General features: G+C 68.2%; 17 protein-coding genes. 12 read left to right on the forward strand and 5 right to left on the reverse strand.

The features are described from left to right. Positions 1-36 precede the first annotated feature (36 nt). The 6 genes from ROP_RS32740 (at position 37) to ROP_RS32765 (ending at position 4,352) form a co-directional block, all read left to right on the forward strand. Positions 37-942, forward strand: a complete 906-nt coding sequence (locus ROP_RS32740; protein WP_043825828.1) for a hypothetical protein — start codon at positions 37-39, stop codon at positions 940-942. Between the two features lie 94 nt (positions 943-1,036). Continuing rightward, positions 1,037-1,378, forward strand: a complete 342-nt coding sequence (gene rplS / locus ROP_RS32745) for a 50S ribosomal protein L19 (RefSeq protein WP_005240490.1) — start codon at positions 1,037-1,039, stop codon at positions 1,376-1,378. An 81-nt stretch (positions 1,379-1,459) separates the two neighbouring features. Next, entirely contained in the window at positions 1,460-2,242 is a 783-nt protein-coding gene (gene lepB / locus ROP_RS32750; protein ID WP_043825831.1) for a signal peptidase I, read from the forward strand. Continuing rightward, positions 2,239-2,919: a ribonuclease HII gene (locus ROP_RS32755; protein ID WP_015890284.1), complete on the forward strand. Its 681-nt coding sequence runs from the start codon at positions 2,239-2,241 to the stop codon at positions 2,917-2,919. Before lepB ends, ROP_RS32755 begins: the two co-directional genes overlap by 4 nt. A gap of 37 nt (positions 2,920-2,956) precedes the next feature. Continuing rightward, positions 2,957-3,274 (forward strand): DUF2469 domain-containing protein, encoded by a 318-nt coding sequence (locus tag ROP_RS32760; RefSeq protein ID WP_005240496.1) that lies wholly within the window; start codon positions 2,957-2,959, stop codon positions 3,272-3,274. Positions 3,275-3,308: 34 nt separating this feature from the next. Then, positions 3,309-4,352, forward strand: a complete 1,044-nt coding sequence (locus ROP_RS32765) for a patatin-like phospholipase family protein (protein WP_015890285.1) — start codon at positions 3,309-3,311, stop codon at positions 4,350-4,352. On the opposite strand, the gene ROP_RS32770 is transcribed toward ROP_RS32765, so the two are convergent. Further along, entirely contained in the window at positions 4,297-5,649 is a 1,353-nt protein-coding gene (locus ROP_RS32770) for an MFS transporter (RefSeq protein WP_015890286.1), read from the reverse strand. The two genes, ROP_RS32765 and ROP_RS32770, sit on opposite strands and share 56 nt — an antisense overlap. Continuing rightward, the gene (locus tag ROP_RS32775; RefSeq protein WP_015890287.1) at positions 5,646-7,364 is read right to left on the reverse strand and encodes an amidohydrolase; all 1,719 of its coding nucleotides are present in this window, start codon (positions 7,362-7,364) and stop codon (positions 5,646-5,648) included. Before ROP_RS32775 ends, ROP_RS32770 begins: the two co-directional genes overlap by 4 nt. A 223-nt stretch (positions 7,365-7,587) precedes the next feature. On the opposite strand from ROP_RS32775, the gene ROP_RS32780 reads away from it, so the two are divergent. The 5 genes from ROP_RS32780 (at position 7,588) to dprA (ending at position 12,646) form a co-directional block, all read left to right on the forward strand. Beyond that, the gene (locus tag ROP_RS32780) at positions 7,588-8,490 is read left to right on the forward strand and encodes an Lrp/AsnC family transcriptional regulator (protein ID WP_015890288.1); all 903 of its coding nucleotides are present in this window, start codon (positions 7,588-7,590) and stop codon (positions 8,488-8,490) included. Positions 8,491-8,549: 59 nt separating this feature from the next. After that, complete coding sequence (locus tag ROP_RS32785; RefSeq protein ID WP_015890289.1) at positions 8,550-9,422, forward strand: LLM class F420-dependent oxidoreductase; 873 nt, start codon at positions 8,550-8,552, stop codon at positions 9,420-9,422. Between the two features lie 208 nt (positions 9,423-9,630). After that, on the forward strand, positions 9,631-9,987 hold the full coding sequence (locus ROP_RS32790; protein WP_015890290.1) for a YraN family protein: 357 nt from the start codon (positions 9,631-9,633) through the stop codon (positions 9,985-9,987). After that, complete coding sequence (locus ROP_RS32795) at positions 9,987-11,495, forward strand: YifB family Mg chelatase-like AAA ATPase (RefSeq protein WP_015890291.1); 1,509 nt, start codon at positions 9,987-9,989, stop codon at positions 11,493-11,495. Before ROP_RS32790 ends, ROP_RS32795 begins: the two co-directional genes overlap by 1 nt. Next, positions 11,492-12,646 carry a DNA-processing protein DprA gene (gene dprA, locus ROP_RS32800; RefSeq protein ID WP_015890292.1) on the forward strand — a complete coding sequence of 385 codons (1,155 nt, stop codon included), beginning with the start codon at positions 11,492-11,494 and terminating at the stop codon, positions 12,644-12,646. The genes ROP_RS32795 and dprA overlap by 4 nt, the downstream gene beginning before the upstream one ends. A gap of 38 nt (positions 12,647-12,684) precedes the next feature. Here the strand turns inward: dprA and ROP_RS32805 are convergent, their stop codons facing one another. Together ROP_RS32805 and ROP_RS32810 are read right to left on the reverse strand one after the other, a co-directional pair. Further along, positions 12,685-13,293 carry an SRPBCC domain-containing protein gene (locus ROP_RS32805; protein WP_015890293.1) on the reverse strand — a complete coding sequence of 203 codons (609 nt, stop codon included), beginning with the start codon at positions 13,291-13,293 and terminating at the stop codon, positions 12,685-12,687. Next, positions 13,290-13,667, reverse strand: coding sequence for an ArsR/SmtB family transcription factor (locus ROP_RS32810; RefSeq protein ID WP_015890294.1), 378 nt, complete (start codon positions 13,665-13,667; stop codon positions 13,290-13,292). The genes ROP_RS32805 and ROP_RS32810 overlap by 4 nt, the downstream gene beginning before the upstream one ends. A 326-nt stretch (positions 13,668-13,993) precedes the next feature. Here ROP_RS32810 and ROP_RS32815 point away from each other — a divergent pair, with 326 nt between their 5' ends. Next, entirely contained in the window at positions 13,994-14,773 is a 780-nt protein-coding gene (locus ROP_RS32815) for a siderophore-interacting protein (RefSeq protein ID WP_043825837.1), read from the forward strand. A gap of 28 nt (positions 14,774-14,801) precedes the next feature. Here ROP_RS32815 and ROP_RS32820 read toward each other — a convergent pair whose 3' ends face one another. Then, positions 14,802-15,971, reverse strand: coding sequence for a multidrug effflux MFS transporter (locus tag ROP_RS32820; protein ID WP_043826925.1), 1,170 nt, complete (start codon positions 15,969-15,971; stop codon positions 14,802-14,804). Between the last annotated feature and the right edge of the window lie 278 nt (positions 15,972-16,249).

Raw genomic sequence — 16,249 nt, forward strand, 5'->3', positions numbered from 1 at the left:
GGAGTGACCCTTTCTTTACTGGGATAGTGGATGCCGATGTACGAATGGCTGGATAGGGAAATCGTCGGGCACGGGCGCCTGCCTCTGCTCTTTTTCCTGCTCGGATTTCTCGCGTCGTTCCTGTTCATCAGGTTGAGCGTGCGGATGATCCGCGCCGAGGTCTCGTGGTGGCCCGGCAACGTGAAACCCGGCGGGCACCACGTCCACCACGTGGTGTTCGGCGTGGTGACGATGCTCGTGTCGGGTGTCTCCCTCATCGCCGTGTACGAGGACGGCACCCAGACCACCGGTGCCGTCCTCGCCACGTTCTTCGGGATCGGCGCCGCGCTGGTGCTGGACGAGTTCGCGCTGATCTTCTACCTGCAGGACGTGTACTGGGCGGACGAGGGCCGGACGTCCGTCGATGCCGTGTTCGTCGCGATCGCCGTCACCGGTCTGCTGCTCCTCGGTCTCCGTCCGCTCGAACTGATCAACGTCACCGACTTCCGCGATTCCCCGGATCCCTGGGTGCGGGTCGCGATCGCGCTGTCATCCGTGATCAACCTGCTCATCGCGGCGGTGGTGCTGCTCAAGGGGAAGATCTGGACCGGGCTGCTCGGACTGTTCGTCTTCCCGATCCTGCTGATCGGGGCGCTTCGGCTGAGCAGGCCGAGCGCGCCGTGGGCACGGTGGCGCTACACGTCCAAGCCGAAGCGGATGCTCCGGGCGCTCGAACGGGAGCGGAAGTGGCGGCGGCCGGTCATCCGGGCCAAGATCTTCGTGCAGGACTTCATCGCCGGCACCCCCAGCGCGGTACACGTGAAGGAAGCCGCGGAACACGCCAAGGTGGCGGCCGAGGTGGAACTCGACCACGTGGTGCATGCGGCGCCACCGCCGATTTCGCTTCATCCGGTGGCGTCTGGCACAATGGACGGGTTGCCTGGACCAGGCAGCAGTACTTGATCTGGGCACGAACCAGACGAGCGCCGGTGTTCTCCGAACGTCCGGGTGCCGCTCGGTTCCTCTGCTCCTGCGAAAACGCAAGGATGGAACACCGATGAACACTCTCGATTTCCTGGACAAGAAGTCCCTCCGCGACGACATTCCCGAGTTCCGTCCCGGCGACACCCTCAACGTGCACGTCAAGGTCATCGAAGGCTCCAAGGAGCGCGTGCAGGTCTTCAAGGGCGTCGTGATCCGTCGTCAGGGCGGCGGCGTTCGCGAGACCTTCACCGTCCGCAAGGTCTCCTTCGGTGTCGGCGTCGAGCGCACCTTCCCGGTTCACAGCCCCAACCTGGCACAGATCGAGGTCGTCACCCGCGGTGACGTCCGTCGCGCCAAGCTGTACTACCTCCGCGATCTGCGTGGCAAGGCCGCCAAGATCAAGGAAAAGCGCTGACCTTTCCGATGAGCCCGGCACTGCGTACTCGCGGTGCCGGGCTAATCTGATTTCGTGACAGATTCTTCGAAGGAGCGGGCATTGTCGTCGGAATCCGAGACCACCGGCGATTCGGCCGCCACCTCCGCAGTGAACGGCGGTGCGGCGGAGACCGAGAAGAAACCCCGCTCCTTCCTCCGCGAGTTGCCGATCCTGATCCTGGTCGCGCTCGTCCTGAGTTTCCTGCTGCAGACGTTCGTCGCCCGCGTGTATCTCATTCCGTCGGAGTCGATGGAACCGACGCTGCACGGGTGCGCGGGCTGCACCGGCGACCGCATCGTGGTCGAGAAGATCGGCTACCGTTTCGGGGACCCGCAACCCGGTGACGTCATCGTGTTCCGCGGGCCCGACTCGTGGTCACAGGATTTCGTCTCCACCCGTTCCTCCAACGTGGTGATCCGCGGTGCGCAGGAAGTCGGTTCCCTCGTCGGACTCGTCCCGCCGGACGAGAACGACCTCGTCAAGCGTGTGATCGCCACCGGCGGTCAGACCGTCGAATGCTGCGACGACCAGGGCCGCATCCTGGTGGACGGACAACCGATCGACGAGCCCTACGTCGTCATGGACTTCCCCTTCGTCCCCGGCTCCCAGGCCTGCGACACGGCGCTGAAGTCGGCGCGCTGCTTCGGTCCCGTCACCGTCCCCGAGGGGCACCTGTGGGTGATGGGCGACAACCGCAGCAACTCCGCGGACTCCCGCTACCACGTCGGCGACGACATGCAAGGCACCATCCCGCTCGACAACGTGATCGGCAAGGCGGTCTTCATCGCGTTGCCGCCGTCGCGAATGGGCACGATCAGTTCACCCGATATCCAGGGCAAGTGACTTCCTGGCCTCCACGCATCGTCATTCGCAGGTCGTCCGGTCTGCGGACGATGGAGTCGGCCCTGGTCCGCAGCGGACTCGGCCCGGTGGCCGGTGTCGACGAGGCCGGCCGGGGCGCGTGTGCGGGCCCGCTCGTCGTGGCGGCGTGTGTGCTCGCACCGAAGCCGTATCCGGCGCTGGCGCGGCTCGACGATTCGAAGAAGCTCACCGAACGCACCCGGGAAGAGCTGTTCCCGGCCATCACCCGCCTGGCAGTGGCGTGGAGCGTGGTGTCCTTCCCGGCCGACGAAGTCGACCGCATGGGGGTCCACGTCGCCAACATCGAGGGAATGCGGCGTGCGGTCGCCGGCCTGACGACGACCCCCGGCTACGTTCTCACCGACGGCTTCCGCGTCCCGGGGCTCCCGGCCCCGTCGCTGCCGGTGATCGGAGGCGATGCCGCGGCGGCATGCATCGCGGCGGCGAGTGTCCTGGCCAAGGTGTCGCGGGATCGGGTGATGGTCGCGATGGACGAGACACATCCGGGTTACGGTTTCGCGATCCACAAGGGGTACAACACGCCCGCCCACCTGGCGGCGCTCGAGGTGCTGGGCCCGTGCCCGGAGCACCGCCGCTCGTGGTCGAATGTGGCGGCGCTGCTACACCGAGTGGATAACAGTTCCGGAAGTGCGAGATGATGACAATTCACACCAGAGCAGGAGGACTCCGAGACCGATGAGTGCCGAGGATCTCGAGAAGTACGAAACCGAGATGGAGCTGTCGCTCTACCGCGAGTATCGGGACATCGTCGGTCAGTTCTCCTATGTCGTGGAGACCGAGCGCCGGTTCTATCTGGCCAACTCGGTGGAACTGCTGCCGCACAACGCGGACGGCGAGATCTACTTCGAGCTGCGCATGTCCGACGCCTGGGTGTGGGACATGTACCGTCCCGCGCGGTTCGTCAAGTACGTCCGCGTCATCACGTTCAAGGACGTGAACATCGAGGAACTCGACAAGCCGGACCTGCGGCTGCCGGACAACGGTCTGTCCTGACGGACCGCAGTTCCCGGCCGCGTACGATCATCCGATGACCGGACCGAGGCGCGTCGCGCTGGCTCTGGGGAGTGGCGGCGCGCGGGGGTACGCCCACATCGGCGCAATCCAGGTACTCGAGGAGCGCGGATTCGAGATCGTCGGTGTCGCAGGGTCGTCGATGGGTGCCCTCGTGGGTGGCCTCCACGCCGCGGGCACGCTCGACGACTTCACCCGCTGGGCGATCGGTCTGACACAGCTCGACGTCGTGCGGCTTCTCGACCTGTCGGTATCGGCGCCGGGCGCCATCCACGCCGAGAAGATCCTGCACCGGGTCCGGGAGATCCTCGGCGACATCCGCATCGAGGATCTTCCCGTCCCGTACACCGCCGTGGCCACCGATCTCGCGGCCGGCCGGTCGGTGTGGTTCCAGCGCGGCCCGGTCGACGCCGCGATCCGCGCGTCGATCGCCATCCCCGGGGTTATCACGCCGTACGTGCTCAACGGCAGGGTCCTCGCCGACGGTGGCATCCTCGACCCGTTGCCGATGGCCCCGCTCGTTTCGGTGAGCGCCGACCTGACCGTCGGGATCAGCCTGGGCGCCGAGGATCGGGACGGCCGTTCGCCGGCCCCCGAAAACGTCAGTGCGGACTCGCGGCCGGTGGACGAATGGATGGCACGCTTCCGCCGCAGCGCCGCGCAGCTGCGTGACCTGGACATCGTGCGGTCGGTGGTCGGACGGTTCGGAGCCGCGCACACCGAACCGGATCCGTCGGAGGAGCCGGACGGCCAGTTGACCGGCGATCAGCCCGTGGTGGAGGGGACCGCGGTGGCCGTCCCGAAGTTCAGCCGGTTCGCGGTGATGAACCGTTCGCTCGACGTGATGCAGGCGACGCTGGCCCGGTACCAGCTCGCCGCGTATCCACCGGACGTGCACGTCCGGGTCCCGCGGAATGCGTGCCGCAGTCTCGACTTCCATCGCGCTGCCGAGATGATCGAACTGGGCCGTGTGCTCACCGGGCGTGCACTCGACGACGCCGGACTCACCTCGACGACAGCGGATGCGTCTCCGGTGAATTCGGACCGCGACGCGACGTGACGGACGTGTCTTCGTCCACACGATCGACGTGCTGCGGCGCCACGAGCAGGCAGAGAATGCTGACGGCGCACATGCCGATCAGGAGTCCGATCACCGGCCACACGCTGCCGGTGGCCTGATACATGAGCGTCGAGACCAACGGCGACAGTCCACCGAACAGCGCGCCCGCACCCTGATAGGCGAGGGAAATGCTGGTGTACCGGGCCTGCGGTCGGAACATCTGCGACAACACCGCCGCGATCGGACCGTAGGTCGCGGCCAGGACCAGCCGCATGACGGCGAAGGTCACGAAGATCAGGGCGACCGAGCCGGACTTCAGCACCAGGAACTGCGGCGCCGCGAGCACCGCGACCGCCAGCAGTCCGTAGATCACGACGCGGATCCGGCCGACCTTGTCGCCGAGCCAGGCGACTCCGAGCGTGGCGATCAGTTCCACCACCGCGGCGACGCTGAGCGCGTTGAGGATCAGCGTCTCGGACAGTCCGACGTCCGGGTCGGTGGCGTAGGCCGTGATGAACGTCGTCACCAGGTAGTAGCCACCCACCGCGACCGGCAGGATGCCCATGCCGAGCAGGATCGGGCGCCAGTTGGTGACGAGGGCGTACTTCAGCGGGAGCGCTTCGGGTTCGGTCGCCGTGTGCACCTCGGATTCGAAGACGGGCGATTCCTCCACCTTCAGTCGCACCAGCAGTCCGACACCGACCAGCAGCGCCGAGCACAGGAACGGCAGCCGCCACGCCCAGTCGCGCAGCGCGTCGTCCCCGAAGGTCGAGAGGACGCTGAAGAAGCCGGTGGCGAGCAGCGCGCCCGCGGGGTTGCCGAGCTGCGCGAATCCGCCGTAGAACGTCTTCTTGTCCTCGGGTGCGTGTTCGACGGCCATCAGGACGGCACCGCCCCATTCGCCGCCCACCGCGAAGCCCTGCACGAATCGCAGGACCACCAACAGCAGCGGTGCCCAGAATCCGATCTGCGCGTACGTCGGCAGCGCGCCGATCAGGAACGTGCCCGCGCCCATCAGGGTGAGTGTCACGACCAGTGCGGTCCGCCTGCCGAGCCGGTCGCCGACGTGCCCGAAGACGATGCCGCCGAGTGGGCGGGCGAAGAATCCCACCGCGTAGGTCGCGAACGCGGCCGCGATGCCGGTCAGGCGGTCGGTGTCGGAGGGGAAGAAGATCTCACCGAACACCAGTGCCGCCGCCGTGGCGTACACGTAGAAGTCGTACCACTCGATGGTGGTGCCGACGAAGGCCGCGAAACCCGCCTTGCGGGCCTTGGCGATCTGGGTGTCGTGACTCATGACTGATCCTCGGTGGTTGCAGTGGTCGAGAATAGGTCGCTGCGGGTGGAATGCGCCAATTCGCCGTCGATCCACGTTTCCCGGACCTCGATGTCGGCGATGGTGTGCGGATCGACGGTGAGCGGGTCGGCGCCGAGGACGACGAAATCGGCGCGTTTGCCGGGGGAGATGCTGCCCAGTTCGGATTCCCGTCCGAGTGCGCGGGCGCCGTTCAGCGTGTGCGCGGTGAGAGCCTGGGTGGCCGTCAGCCGCAACGCGTTCGAGCCGAGCTGATGGCCCTGGCGGGTGATGCGGGTGACGGCGGCCTGGATGGCTTCGAGAGGTTTGGGCTCGGCGACGGGTGCGTCGGAACTGATCGTGACCGGCACGTCGGCTTCGACGAATTCGCCCAGCGGATTGAACCGCTCGCCCGGGGTGCCGATGGCGGCGGTCACGCCCTCGCCCCAGTTGTAGTAGTGCTGTGGCTGGTTGACGGGGTACACACCGAGCGCGTGCATCCGGGTGATCTGTTCGGGGGTCGGCAACCCGCAGTGCTCGATGCGGTGGCGGGCGTCGGCGTCGGGACGCGCGTTCTGCGCAGCATCTATGGCGTCGAGGACCATGTCGATCGCGGTCGGTGACTGCGCGTGCGTCGCGGTCTGCAGGCCGGCCGCGTGTGCCTTCGCGATCAGCGCCGCATAGTCGGCGGGTTCGTGATAGAGCTGACCGGTCCGGCACGGGTCGCCCACGTACCCGTCGGGGAAGTACGCGGTCCAGCCGCCGAGCGTGCCGTCGGCGTAGAACTTGATCCCGCCGAACGCGAGGCGCGAGTTGCCGAACGCGCCGTGCAATCCGGTGTCGAGCGCATGATCGAGCAGGTGGCTGAGCAGGTACATGCTCACGCGGGTCTCGAGCCGTCCCTGCTCCGCCAGGCGCAGGTACATGTCGAACTCGCGCCGGGTCACCTGGCAGTCGCCGATCGTGGTGACGCCGCCCTCCAGGAACTTCTCCTGCGCCACGGAGAGCTGCCGCAGATGTTCCTCGGGTTCGTCCTCGAGGTGGAAGTTCGGCCCGTGGTGGCCGACCTTCACCCCGTTCACGCCGGTGAGGATGTTGCACGCGGCGTCGGACAGCTCGCCGGTCAGTTCGCCGTCCGCGTCGCGGAAGAACTCGCCGCCGGGCGGATTGGGGGTCTCGCGCGTGACGTCGTGGAGTTCCAGGGTGAACGTGTTGACGACGCCGCCGTGGCCGCTGGCGTTCATCAGGTACACCTCGCGGTCGGTACCGACCTGATCGAGTTCCTCTTTCGTGGGGTGCCTGCCCTCGACCAGGTTGCGGTGCTCGTACCCGTACCCGCGCACCGGGATCCCGGCGGGCTGGTTCCGGGCCGCCTCCTGCAGCAGCGCGACGATCTCCGGAATGCTGCGCGCCTTCTCGGGGCCGCAGTCCACCCAGCTGAGCATCTGGCCGTACATCAGGGGGTGCGCATGCGGATCGACGAACCCGGGTACGACGGTCGCCCCGGCGAGGTCGATGACATCGGCGGTCCGGGTACCGATCCGCCGCGCCTCCTCACGACATTCCGCGACGGTGCCGACGGCGGCGAACCGATTACCGAAGACGAGGAAGGCCTCGGCGCCTTCGGTGTCGGCGTCCACGGTGCGGAGCGTGCCACCGGTGAAGACGGTGGCGGTGGCGTCGAGGGGCGACGCCTCGTGGTGAAACAGCTTGCGCATGGGGATCCTTCGAGATGGTGGTGTGGGTCACGTTCCGGCTGCGAGGGAAATTACGCCCCGACCAGGGGCGGTGCAATGCATCAAAGTTCCGTACCGCGCGGTCTACGGTGAATGTGTTCGAAAATCGGAGCAGATTCGCACCGATTCGCAGAATACGACGATCCATGCGATTCTTCTCATCTGTCGTCGGTGCAGAAAGAAAATCGAGAAAATTCGGGGTCTCATGAGTGTCGAACTGGATTCCAAACTCATCGCAGCGTTGCAGGCGAACGGTCGAGCGACCTACCGCGAACTCGCCGCGACCGTCGGCGCGCCGCGTGCCGCCGTGTCCGCGCGCGTCCAGGCGTTGCTCGACACCGGCACGGTCAGCATCGTCGCCGTCGCCCATCCCGAGTTGCTGGGCCTCGAGGCGATGGCGCACGTGTCGGTCGCCGTCTCGGGGCCGGTGAACCCGGTGGCGGCGGCGCTCTGTGCGGCGGAGGCCGCCGTCTACATTTCCGCGGTCAGCGGGCAGTACAACATCATCGCCGAACTGCGTGTCCCCGGCAGGCGGGACCTCTACGACGCCATCGCCGCGATCCGCGAGGTGCCCGGTGTCCGCACCGTCAACACGCTGTTCTACGCCGAGGTCGTCAAGGGAATCTTCATGCCCAAGAGCGCATTACGGGCCGATGTGCGACTGGACTCGAAGGACGTCGCGCTCATCGAGTTGCTGGAACGAAACGGCCGGATGCCGTTTCTCGAACTCGCCGAGCGCACCGGACTCTCGCCCAGCGCGGCGCGGAACCGGGTGAACCATCTGATCGACAGCACCGCGTTGCGCGTCGGTGCCGTCGTACGGCGGCGGGGTGGCGGCCGGACCCTCGCCATGGGCATCGGCGTGAACCTCGGATCGCGGGATCGTGAAACCTGCGCGCAGATCGAGGCCTTGCCGGGTATCGAATTCCTGGCGCGGTCACTCGGCAGATTCGACCTGATCGGCACCGTCGCCGCCGACTCGTCGGGTGACCTCTACGCCCTCGCCGAGCACATCCGGACGATCACCGGGGTGGTGGCCCTGGAGACCTGGACGCACCTCGAAGTGTTCAAGGAGCATTACGCCAGGAGCCTCGACGTGCGCGGATAGGTGAGTCGTGCGTCCCGGAACCGGGGACTCCGGCCGGGCAACTGTGAGACGATCGGCCGATGCGCCTCGGGTTGCACGCCCTCGGAATCGGCACCGGCGCTCGCCGCGCCGTGATCGACGCGGTCGCCGTAGCCGCCGAGAGCAGCGGATTCGCCACGCTGTGGGCCGGCGAACACGTCGTGATGGTCGACCGGCCGGCGTCGCGGTATCCGTACGCGGATGACGGGAAGATCGCCGTCCCCGCGGTCGCGGATTGGCTCGACCCGATGGTCGGGCTGAGCTTCGCCGCGGCGGCCACTCGCACGATCGGCATCGCCACCGGGATAGTGCTGTTACCCGAACACAATCCCGTGCTCATGGCCAAACAGGCGGCGACGCTGGATCTGATGAGCGGTGGCAGGCTGACCCTCGGCGTCGGCATCGGCTGGTCCAGGGAAGAATTCGCTGCGCTCGGCATTCCGTTCGAGCGCCGCGGCGAGCGCACCGCCGAATACGTCGCCGCGATGCGCACACTGTGGAGTGACGACGTCGCGACATTCGACGGCGAGTTCGTCCACTTCGATTCGATTCGGGTGAACCCGAAACCCGTGCGCGACCGCCGGATTCCGATCGTCCTCGGCGGCAACAGCAATGCCGCGCTCCGCCGGGTCGCGGCGTGGGGCGACGGCTGGTACGGCTTCAACCTGGACGGCGTCGACGCCGTAGCCGAACGGATCGAGGCGATCCGCGCACTGTGCCGGGACTCGGGCCGCGATCCCGCCGACTTGCGACTGTCCGTTGCCCTGCGCGAAGTCGACCCGTCCCACGTCGGCGCCCTGGCCGGCGCGGGAGTCGACGAACTCGTCCTCGTCGAATCACCACCCGAGGATCCCGGTGCGGCCGCCGAATGGGTGGCCGGTCTCGCACGCCGCTGGATGCCGGCGGTCGGCTGACCCTCGATTACCGGCTTGACAGCACTGGCCAGGGGTTTTCCCGTGAGCCGTCGCCGCGAGATGCCGAGTTGTCCACAACGTGTGATCCATCCACATCCCAAATCGTTTGCCCAGCTCGAGCACTTCTTCCGTAATCCGAGTGGGCCACGGTGGTGCGAGAGGCGCGGTTCGCATCGGTGGGCCGCCGCGGGACGGGGTGGAGGCTGCTGTGGCGCACAATCTCGCGCTGGGTGCACATGGAGAGGATCTGGCCGCCCGGTACCTCACCGAGGCGGGCATGGAGATCATCGACCGCAACTGGCGATCCCGATACGGTGAGGTCGATCTCATTGCGGCGGAGGGGGACTGGCTCGTCTTCGTCGAGGTGAAGACACGGCGCGGCCTGGGATACGGCACTCCCGCCGAGGCGGTGACGTTCTCCAAACAGCGACGGATCCGTCTGCTGGCGGTGGAATGGCTGCGGGAGTCGAGCCGGCACTGGTCGCGGGTGCGCTTCGACGTCGTCGCGATCATGATCGGGCACGGCCCGCAGCCCCAGATCGAACACGTCCGGGATGCGTTCTGATGGCGCTGGGACGCGCGCATTCGGTGGCGGTGACCGGGGTCGACGGTCAGCTGGTCGAGATCGAGGCCGACATCGGCCGTGGGCTTCCCGCGGTGCATCTGGTCGGGCTGCCCGACACCGCGCTGTCGGAGGCTCGCGATCGGATCAGGGCCGCGGTCGCGAATTCCGGCGAGGAGTGGCCGGATTCGAAGGTGATTCTCGCGTTGTCGCCCGCGACGCTGCCGAAGGTCGGTTCGGTGTACGACCTGGCGCTCGTCGCCGCCGTGCTCGATGCGGCCAAGCAGGTGAAGCGGCAGCGGTTGCGCGAGACCGTTCTGCTCGGCGAACTGGCGCTGGACGGGCGGCTGCGGTCGGTGCGCGGGATCCTGCCCGCGGTGCTCGCAGCGAAGAACGCGGGCTGGGCGACGGTGGTGGTCCCGGTGCAGTCACTGCCCGAGGCGGGGCTCGTCGGCGGCGTCGAGGTGCTCGGCGCGCACGATCTGCGGGCGGCGATCGCGTGGATGCGGGAGGAGCGTGATCTCGAGTACCCCGAGCCGGCGCAGTGGGCCGCGCAACCGGTGCGTGCCGATCTGAGCGAGGTGGTGGGTCAGGCGGAGGCACGATGGGCCGTCGAGGTCGCCGCGGCGGGAGCACACCACCTCATGCTCACCGGCCCACCCGGCGTCGGGAAAACAATGCTGGCGCAACGTCTTCCGGGGGTTCTGCCGCCGCTCACCGAGACCGAGTCGCTCGAGGTGACGGCAATCCACTCGGTGGCGGGGCTCCTGCCACCCGAGCGCCCCCTCATCGACGTGCCGCCGTTCATCGCACCCCACCACACCGCGTCGGTGAGTGCGCTCGTCGGCGGCGGCAGCGGCGTCGCGAAGCCCGGTGCGGTCAGTCGCGCCCACCGCGGGGTGCTGTTTCTCGACGAGTGCGCCGAGATCGGAACCAAGGTGCTCGAGGCTCTGCGGACCCCACTCGAGGACGGGGAGGTGCGGATCGCACGACGGGACGGGGTGGCCCGCTACCCGGCGCGTTTCCAGCTGATCCTCGCGGCCAATCCGTGCCCGTGCGCGCCGCCGCGGGAGGCGGACTGCGTGTGCGCGCCGACCGCCCGGCGACGCTATCTCGGGAAGTTGTCGGGACCTCTGATGGACCGCGTGGACCTTCGTGTGCGGATGCAGGCCGTCGCGACCGGGGCGTTCATCGACGACGTCGGCGAGAGCACCGAGGACGTCCGGCAGCGGGTGGCCCAGGCGCGAGCCGCGGCCGGCGAGCGGTGGAGCGACTACGGGTGGCGCACCAACGCGGAGGTGCCGGGCCCGGCCCTGCGGCAGAAGTTCCGGTTGGCGCGCCCGGCACTGGCGCCGGTGGAGCGCGCGCTGCGCAAGGGGCTGATCACCGCCCGAGGGGCCGATCGCGCGCTGCGAGTGGCATGGACGGTGAGTGATCTGGCAGGGCTGGACATGCCGGGGCCGGAGCAGGTGGTCACCGCGCTGGGATTTCGTGATCGGAGTTTTCAATGACGGTGGAAATTCGAAGTGATGCAAGCGATCCGAGTGGAGTTTCCGATCCGCGCCGACTGGCGTGGGCGTATCTGTCGAAGGTGGTGCAGGGGCCGTGTCCGGCGCTGTCGCGGCTCGCAGAGGAGGTGGGGCCGCAGGAGGCTGCGCGGGCGGTGCGGGAGAGGGATCTGTCGGACGTGCTGGGGGAGCGCACGGTCGCCCGTGCCCACGTGGACACGGCAGCACAGGATCTCGAACTGGTGGCGGCGATGGGTGGCCGGCTCGTGACACCGGACGACGACGAGTGGCCGCAGTGGCGGCTCCTCGGTTTCGGGACTCTGTCGCGGTCGCGGGACGAGGGTCCGCCCCTGGCGTTGTGGGTGCTCGGATCGCGCCCGGTGGCCGAACTCACCGATCGGGCGATCTCGATCGTGGGGACACGGGCGGCGAGTGGGTACGGCGAGCACGTGACGGCGGAGATCGCGGGTGATCTCGCCGTCGACGGGTGGACGATCGTGTCGGGCGCGGCGTTCGGGGTCGACGGCGCCGCGCATCGTGCGGCGCTGGGCGTCGGTGGCCTGACGGTGGCGGTGCTCGCGTGTGGCGTGGATCGCGCATACCCGTCGGGGCATGCGCGCCTGTTGCGGCAAATCGCGCAGAACGGTGCGGTGATCAGCGAGTACGCGCCGGGCACAACTCCCGCGAAACATCGGTTCCTGGCGCGGAACCGGTTGGTGGCGAGCCTGTCCGACGGGGTGGTCGTGGTGGAGGCGGGCTGGCGCAGCGGCGCCAGGAACACCGTGAGCTGGGCGCGCAAACTGGGGCGTCCGGTGATGGCGGTGCCCGGTCCGGTGACGTCGGCGTCGTCGACCGGATGCAATCGGATGATTCGGGAGGGTGAGGCGCGGTTGGTCGCGAATGCCGGTGACGTCGTGGAGGAGGCCGGGCCGATCGGGCTGCGGGAAGGCCCCGAGGTGGTCCGCGATCTCGACGCGCTGTCGGGGGACGCCCTGCTGGTGTACGAGGCGTTGCCGGCCGCCGGACCGCGCGGGGTCCGGGAACTGTCCGAACTGTCGGGGGTCGCGGTGGATCAGGTCCGCGCCGTGCTCCCGCTGCTGGAGATGGAGGGCTTCGTCGGCGTCGACGACACGGGATGGTCGCGGCAGCGGTGAGACGGGGCAGGTCCGGGGGCGGGCGACCCGGTGCGTTCTCAGGCGTCGCCGGTGCTTCGCGCGTACTGTGCCTCGACCTTCGCCCACTCCCTTCCGCGGTAGTTGGCGAGGCGCAGTTCCTCGGCTTCGTCGAAGGTGTACCACTCGGTGCTGGGGCGGTCCGGCAGGACGCCTCGCAGGTACTCGCCGAGATAGTGCAGGGGACCTTCCCAGCCCGTTCCGACGCCGTAGCAGCCCGTGTCCGGATCGTTCCGGAAGACGTCCGCGACGGAGGCGTGTTCCAACTCCAGCCACGTCGCATCCGGACCGTCGGCGGTCAGCCGGACCTCGACCTGGTCGCTGTAACCCCGGTCGCCGGGAGGAGTCCACTGCAGCCGCAGCAGATGCGGGGCGTCGCAGGCCAGGATCTCCCCACTGGCCTGGCCCTGAAGTGCGAAGGAACCACCCGCGCGCAGGTCGCCGCTGAGCGGGAGGAAGAAGCGGTCGACGCGGTCCGGGGTCGTGATGGCATTCCAGACTTCGTCGATCGGAGCGTCGTACCGTCGCCTGAGCACTGCCGTTCGCGCTGCACCCTCGGCGATCTCCCGGTTGCCCATGCTCCGCTGCACTGTCGTCAGGCTGGTGTCCTGACCGGCGATCTCGTTCACAGTCGGTCTCCTTCTGTCGATGAGTTGGGGTGTGCGGCTCGGCTCGGCCGGGGATTCTGACGACTCCCGCGGGCGAGTTCGGTGGCCAGCGCGTCGAGCGGCTGGCTCCAGAACCGCCGGAACCCGTCGAGCCATCGATCCACTTCCTGCAGCGGCGCCGGCTCGACCGCGTAGAGACGTCTGGTGCCTTCCCGCCGGACGGTGGCGAACCCGTTCTCCCGGAGCACCCGCAGGTGCCCGGACACCGTCGGCTGTGAGATTCCGAACTCCGCTGCTGCGACCTCGGTCACCTGACCGGCCGAGAGTTCGCCCGCCGACAGGAGTTCCATGATCCGCCGCCGAACGGGGTCGCCGAGTACGTCGAACGCATGCACAACTCCCTTTATATCGGCTGTCGCCAATATAGGCAAGGACCGAAGGGTGTCGCGGATCCGGCTGTTCGTCGCATGCCGGCCTGCCTCGGGGCGAGTCGAACCGGCCGATCGGCGCCGAGGTGGAGTAGAAACGTCTCTGGAATGGGATACGTCACGTGAGGAGTGAGATATGGGGTCAGCCGAGGACTTGTGGCGGAACTTCGTCGCGCAGGTATTGAGCCTGTTGATCGCATCCGGCTCGTAAACGGCTCCGACCGCCGCCGGCAGCCCCTCCTGTACCGTGGTTAGGTAACGCTAACCAACTTGAGTTCATTGGAGAGATGCCTGTGGCAAAACCGACTGCGACCCTGACCGTGCTCCGGACCGAATGGCTGACCCCGCACATGGTGCGGGTAGTCCTCGGCGACCCGGGATTCGACAGCTTCGTTCCCAACGCCTTCACCGACGCGTACGCGAAACTCGAATTCGGAAGCCCCGAAGCGCCGGTCCTGCGCACCTACACGATCCGGTCCGTGGACCCGGTGACGCGTGAGATCGCCATCGACTTCGTCGTCCACGGTGACGCCGGTGTCGCCGGCCCGTGGGCCGCGTCCGCGGCCGCCGGTGACGTGTTGACACTGCGCGGCCCCGGAGGGGCGTTCGCGCCGGACCCGGCGGCCGACTGGTACCTGCTCGCGGGCGACGAGACCGCGATCCCCGCCATCTCGGCGTCCGTCGGGAAACTCGACGCGTCGGCGGTGGGGAGTGTGATCATCGAGGTCGCCGGGCCGGACGACGAGATTCCCTTCGACGCGCCCACGGGCGTCGACGTCACGTGGATCCACCGGGGCGACACGGCGGACCGGATCGGGGACGAGGCGTCGGGAGACAACGCCCCCCTCGTCGCGGCGGTCCGCGACACCGAATGGCTGCCCGGCCGCGCGCAGGTGTTCGTTCACGGTGAGGCGCAGGCCGTGATGCACAACCTCCGCTCGTACGTGCGCAACGAGCGGGGCGTCCCCGCGGCGGATGCGTCGATCTCCGGATACTGGCGCCGCGGCCGCACGGAGGAGGGCTTCCGAGTGTGGAAGTCCGAACTCGCCGCGAGCGAGGGTGCCTCCCGCTGACCCGATGCGTGACCCGATGCGGCGGACGCTACGACGTATGCGTCCGCCGCGTCAGCACCAGCAGCGACGTCATCGCCACGACGCCGGCGGCGGGGATTGCCACCGCCATCGGCACGGCCGTGTCGGGTCCGGCGATGCCGACGAGCGGTGAGACCACCGCGGCGAGCCCGAACTGGCCGGCCCCGAGGAGTGCGGATCCGGTGCCGGACGCCTTGGTCACCTCACCCTGAGCCAGTGCCGTCGCGTTGCCCATCACGAAACCGATGCTCGACACCGAGACGAACAGCGGAACGAGAATCGCCCACCACGGCGGCGCGGCCGGCAACGTCGCGGCGAGCAGCAGGACGACCCCCGCGGCCAGGAGTAGCGTCACCCCGAAACCCAGCAGCTGCCGGGCATGGAACGTGCCCACGAGCCTGGTGTTCACGATCGCCGCAGTCACCATGCCCGCTGCATTGACGGCGAAGACCACGGAGAACTGCCCCGGGCTGAAACCGAGCACGTTCTGCACGACGAACGGCGACGCGGAGATGTACGAGAAGAGCGCGACGAATCCGAACATGAACGCGAACGCATAGCCGAGGTACACGCGGTTGCCGACCACATACCGCAGGTTGTGCACCAGGGCCGCGAGGCCGCCGCCGTGTCGGTTCTCCTCGGGCAGCGTCTCCGGAACCAGGATCAGCACGCCGGCGAACATCACGACCCCGGCGGCCGTGAGCACCCAGAAGATTCCTCGCCAGCCGACGGGTCCGAGCAGGGCACCGCCGAGCAGCGGCGCCACCACCGGTGCGACCCCGCCGATGATCATCATGATGCTGAAGAGCCGGGCGGCGTTGTCGCCGCGGGCACGATCGGCGATGCAGGCACGGGCTAGCACGATCGCGGCACCACCGCTGAGCCCCTGGAAAAGTCGTGCAGTGATGAGGATTTCGACGGTCGGGGACACGGCGCAGGCCATTGCGGCGAGTGTCGTCACGACGGTGGCGCCGATCAGCAGGCGCCGCCGCCCGAGGCCGTCCGACAACGGTCCGACCACGAGCTGGCCGATCCCGAGCCCGGCCATGAACGTGGTCAACGTCAGCTGCACGCTCGGCGCCGAGGTGTTCAGGCTCTCCGTCATCACGGGGAGACCGGGGAGATACATGTCGGTGGCCAGTGGGGCGATCGCGGACAGTAACGCCAGGACACACAACATCGGGATGGAGATCGTTCGTTGCACAAAAGAACTCTAGCGGCGGTGCTGCTCGATTCCTGTCCCGACCGAGTCGACTGTCGCCTCGATGCGCAACGACATGCCGGCACCGGTGGAGCTGATACTCGAGGAGTACACCCGGCCCGACGTGTCCGTGTCGAGGCTGCGTACGGTGCACGATCAGGCGCATCCCCGGGCCTGGCCCGGTTTGGTAGCGTCGCCCCACGAATCTGCAGTTGTTTCTGCATCATCCCGGGGGAACAGTGGACCGCGAAAACTTG

Source organism: Rhodococcus opacus B4, assembly GCF_000010805.1.
Lineage (GTDB): Bacteria > Actinomycetota > Actinomycetes > Mycobacteriales > Mycobacteriaceae > Rhodococcus_F > Rhodococcus_F opacus_C.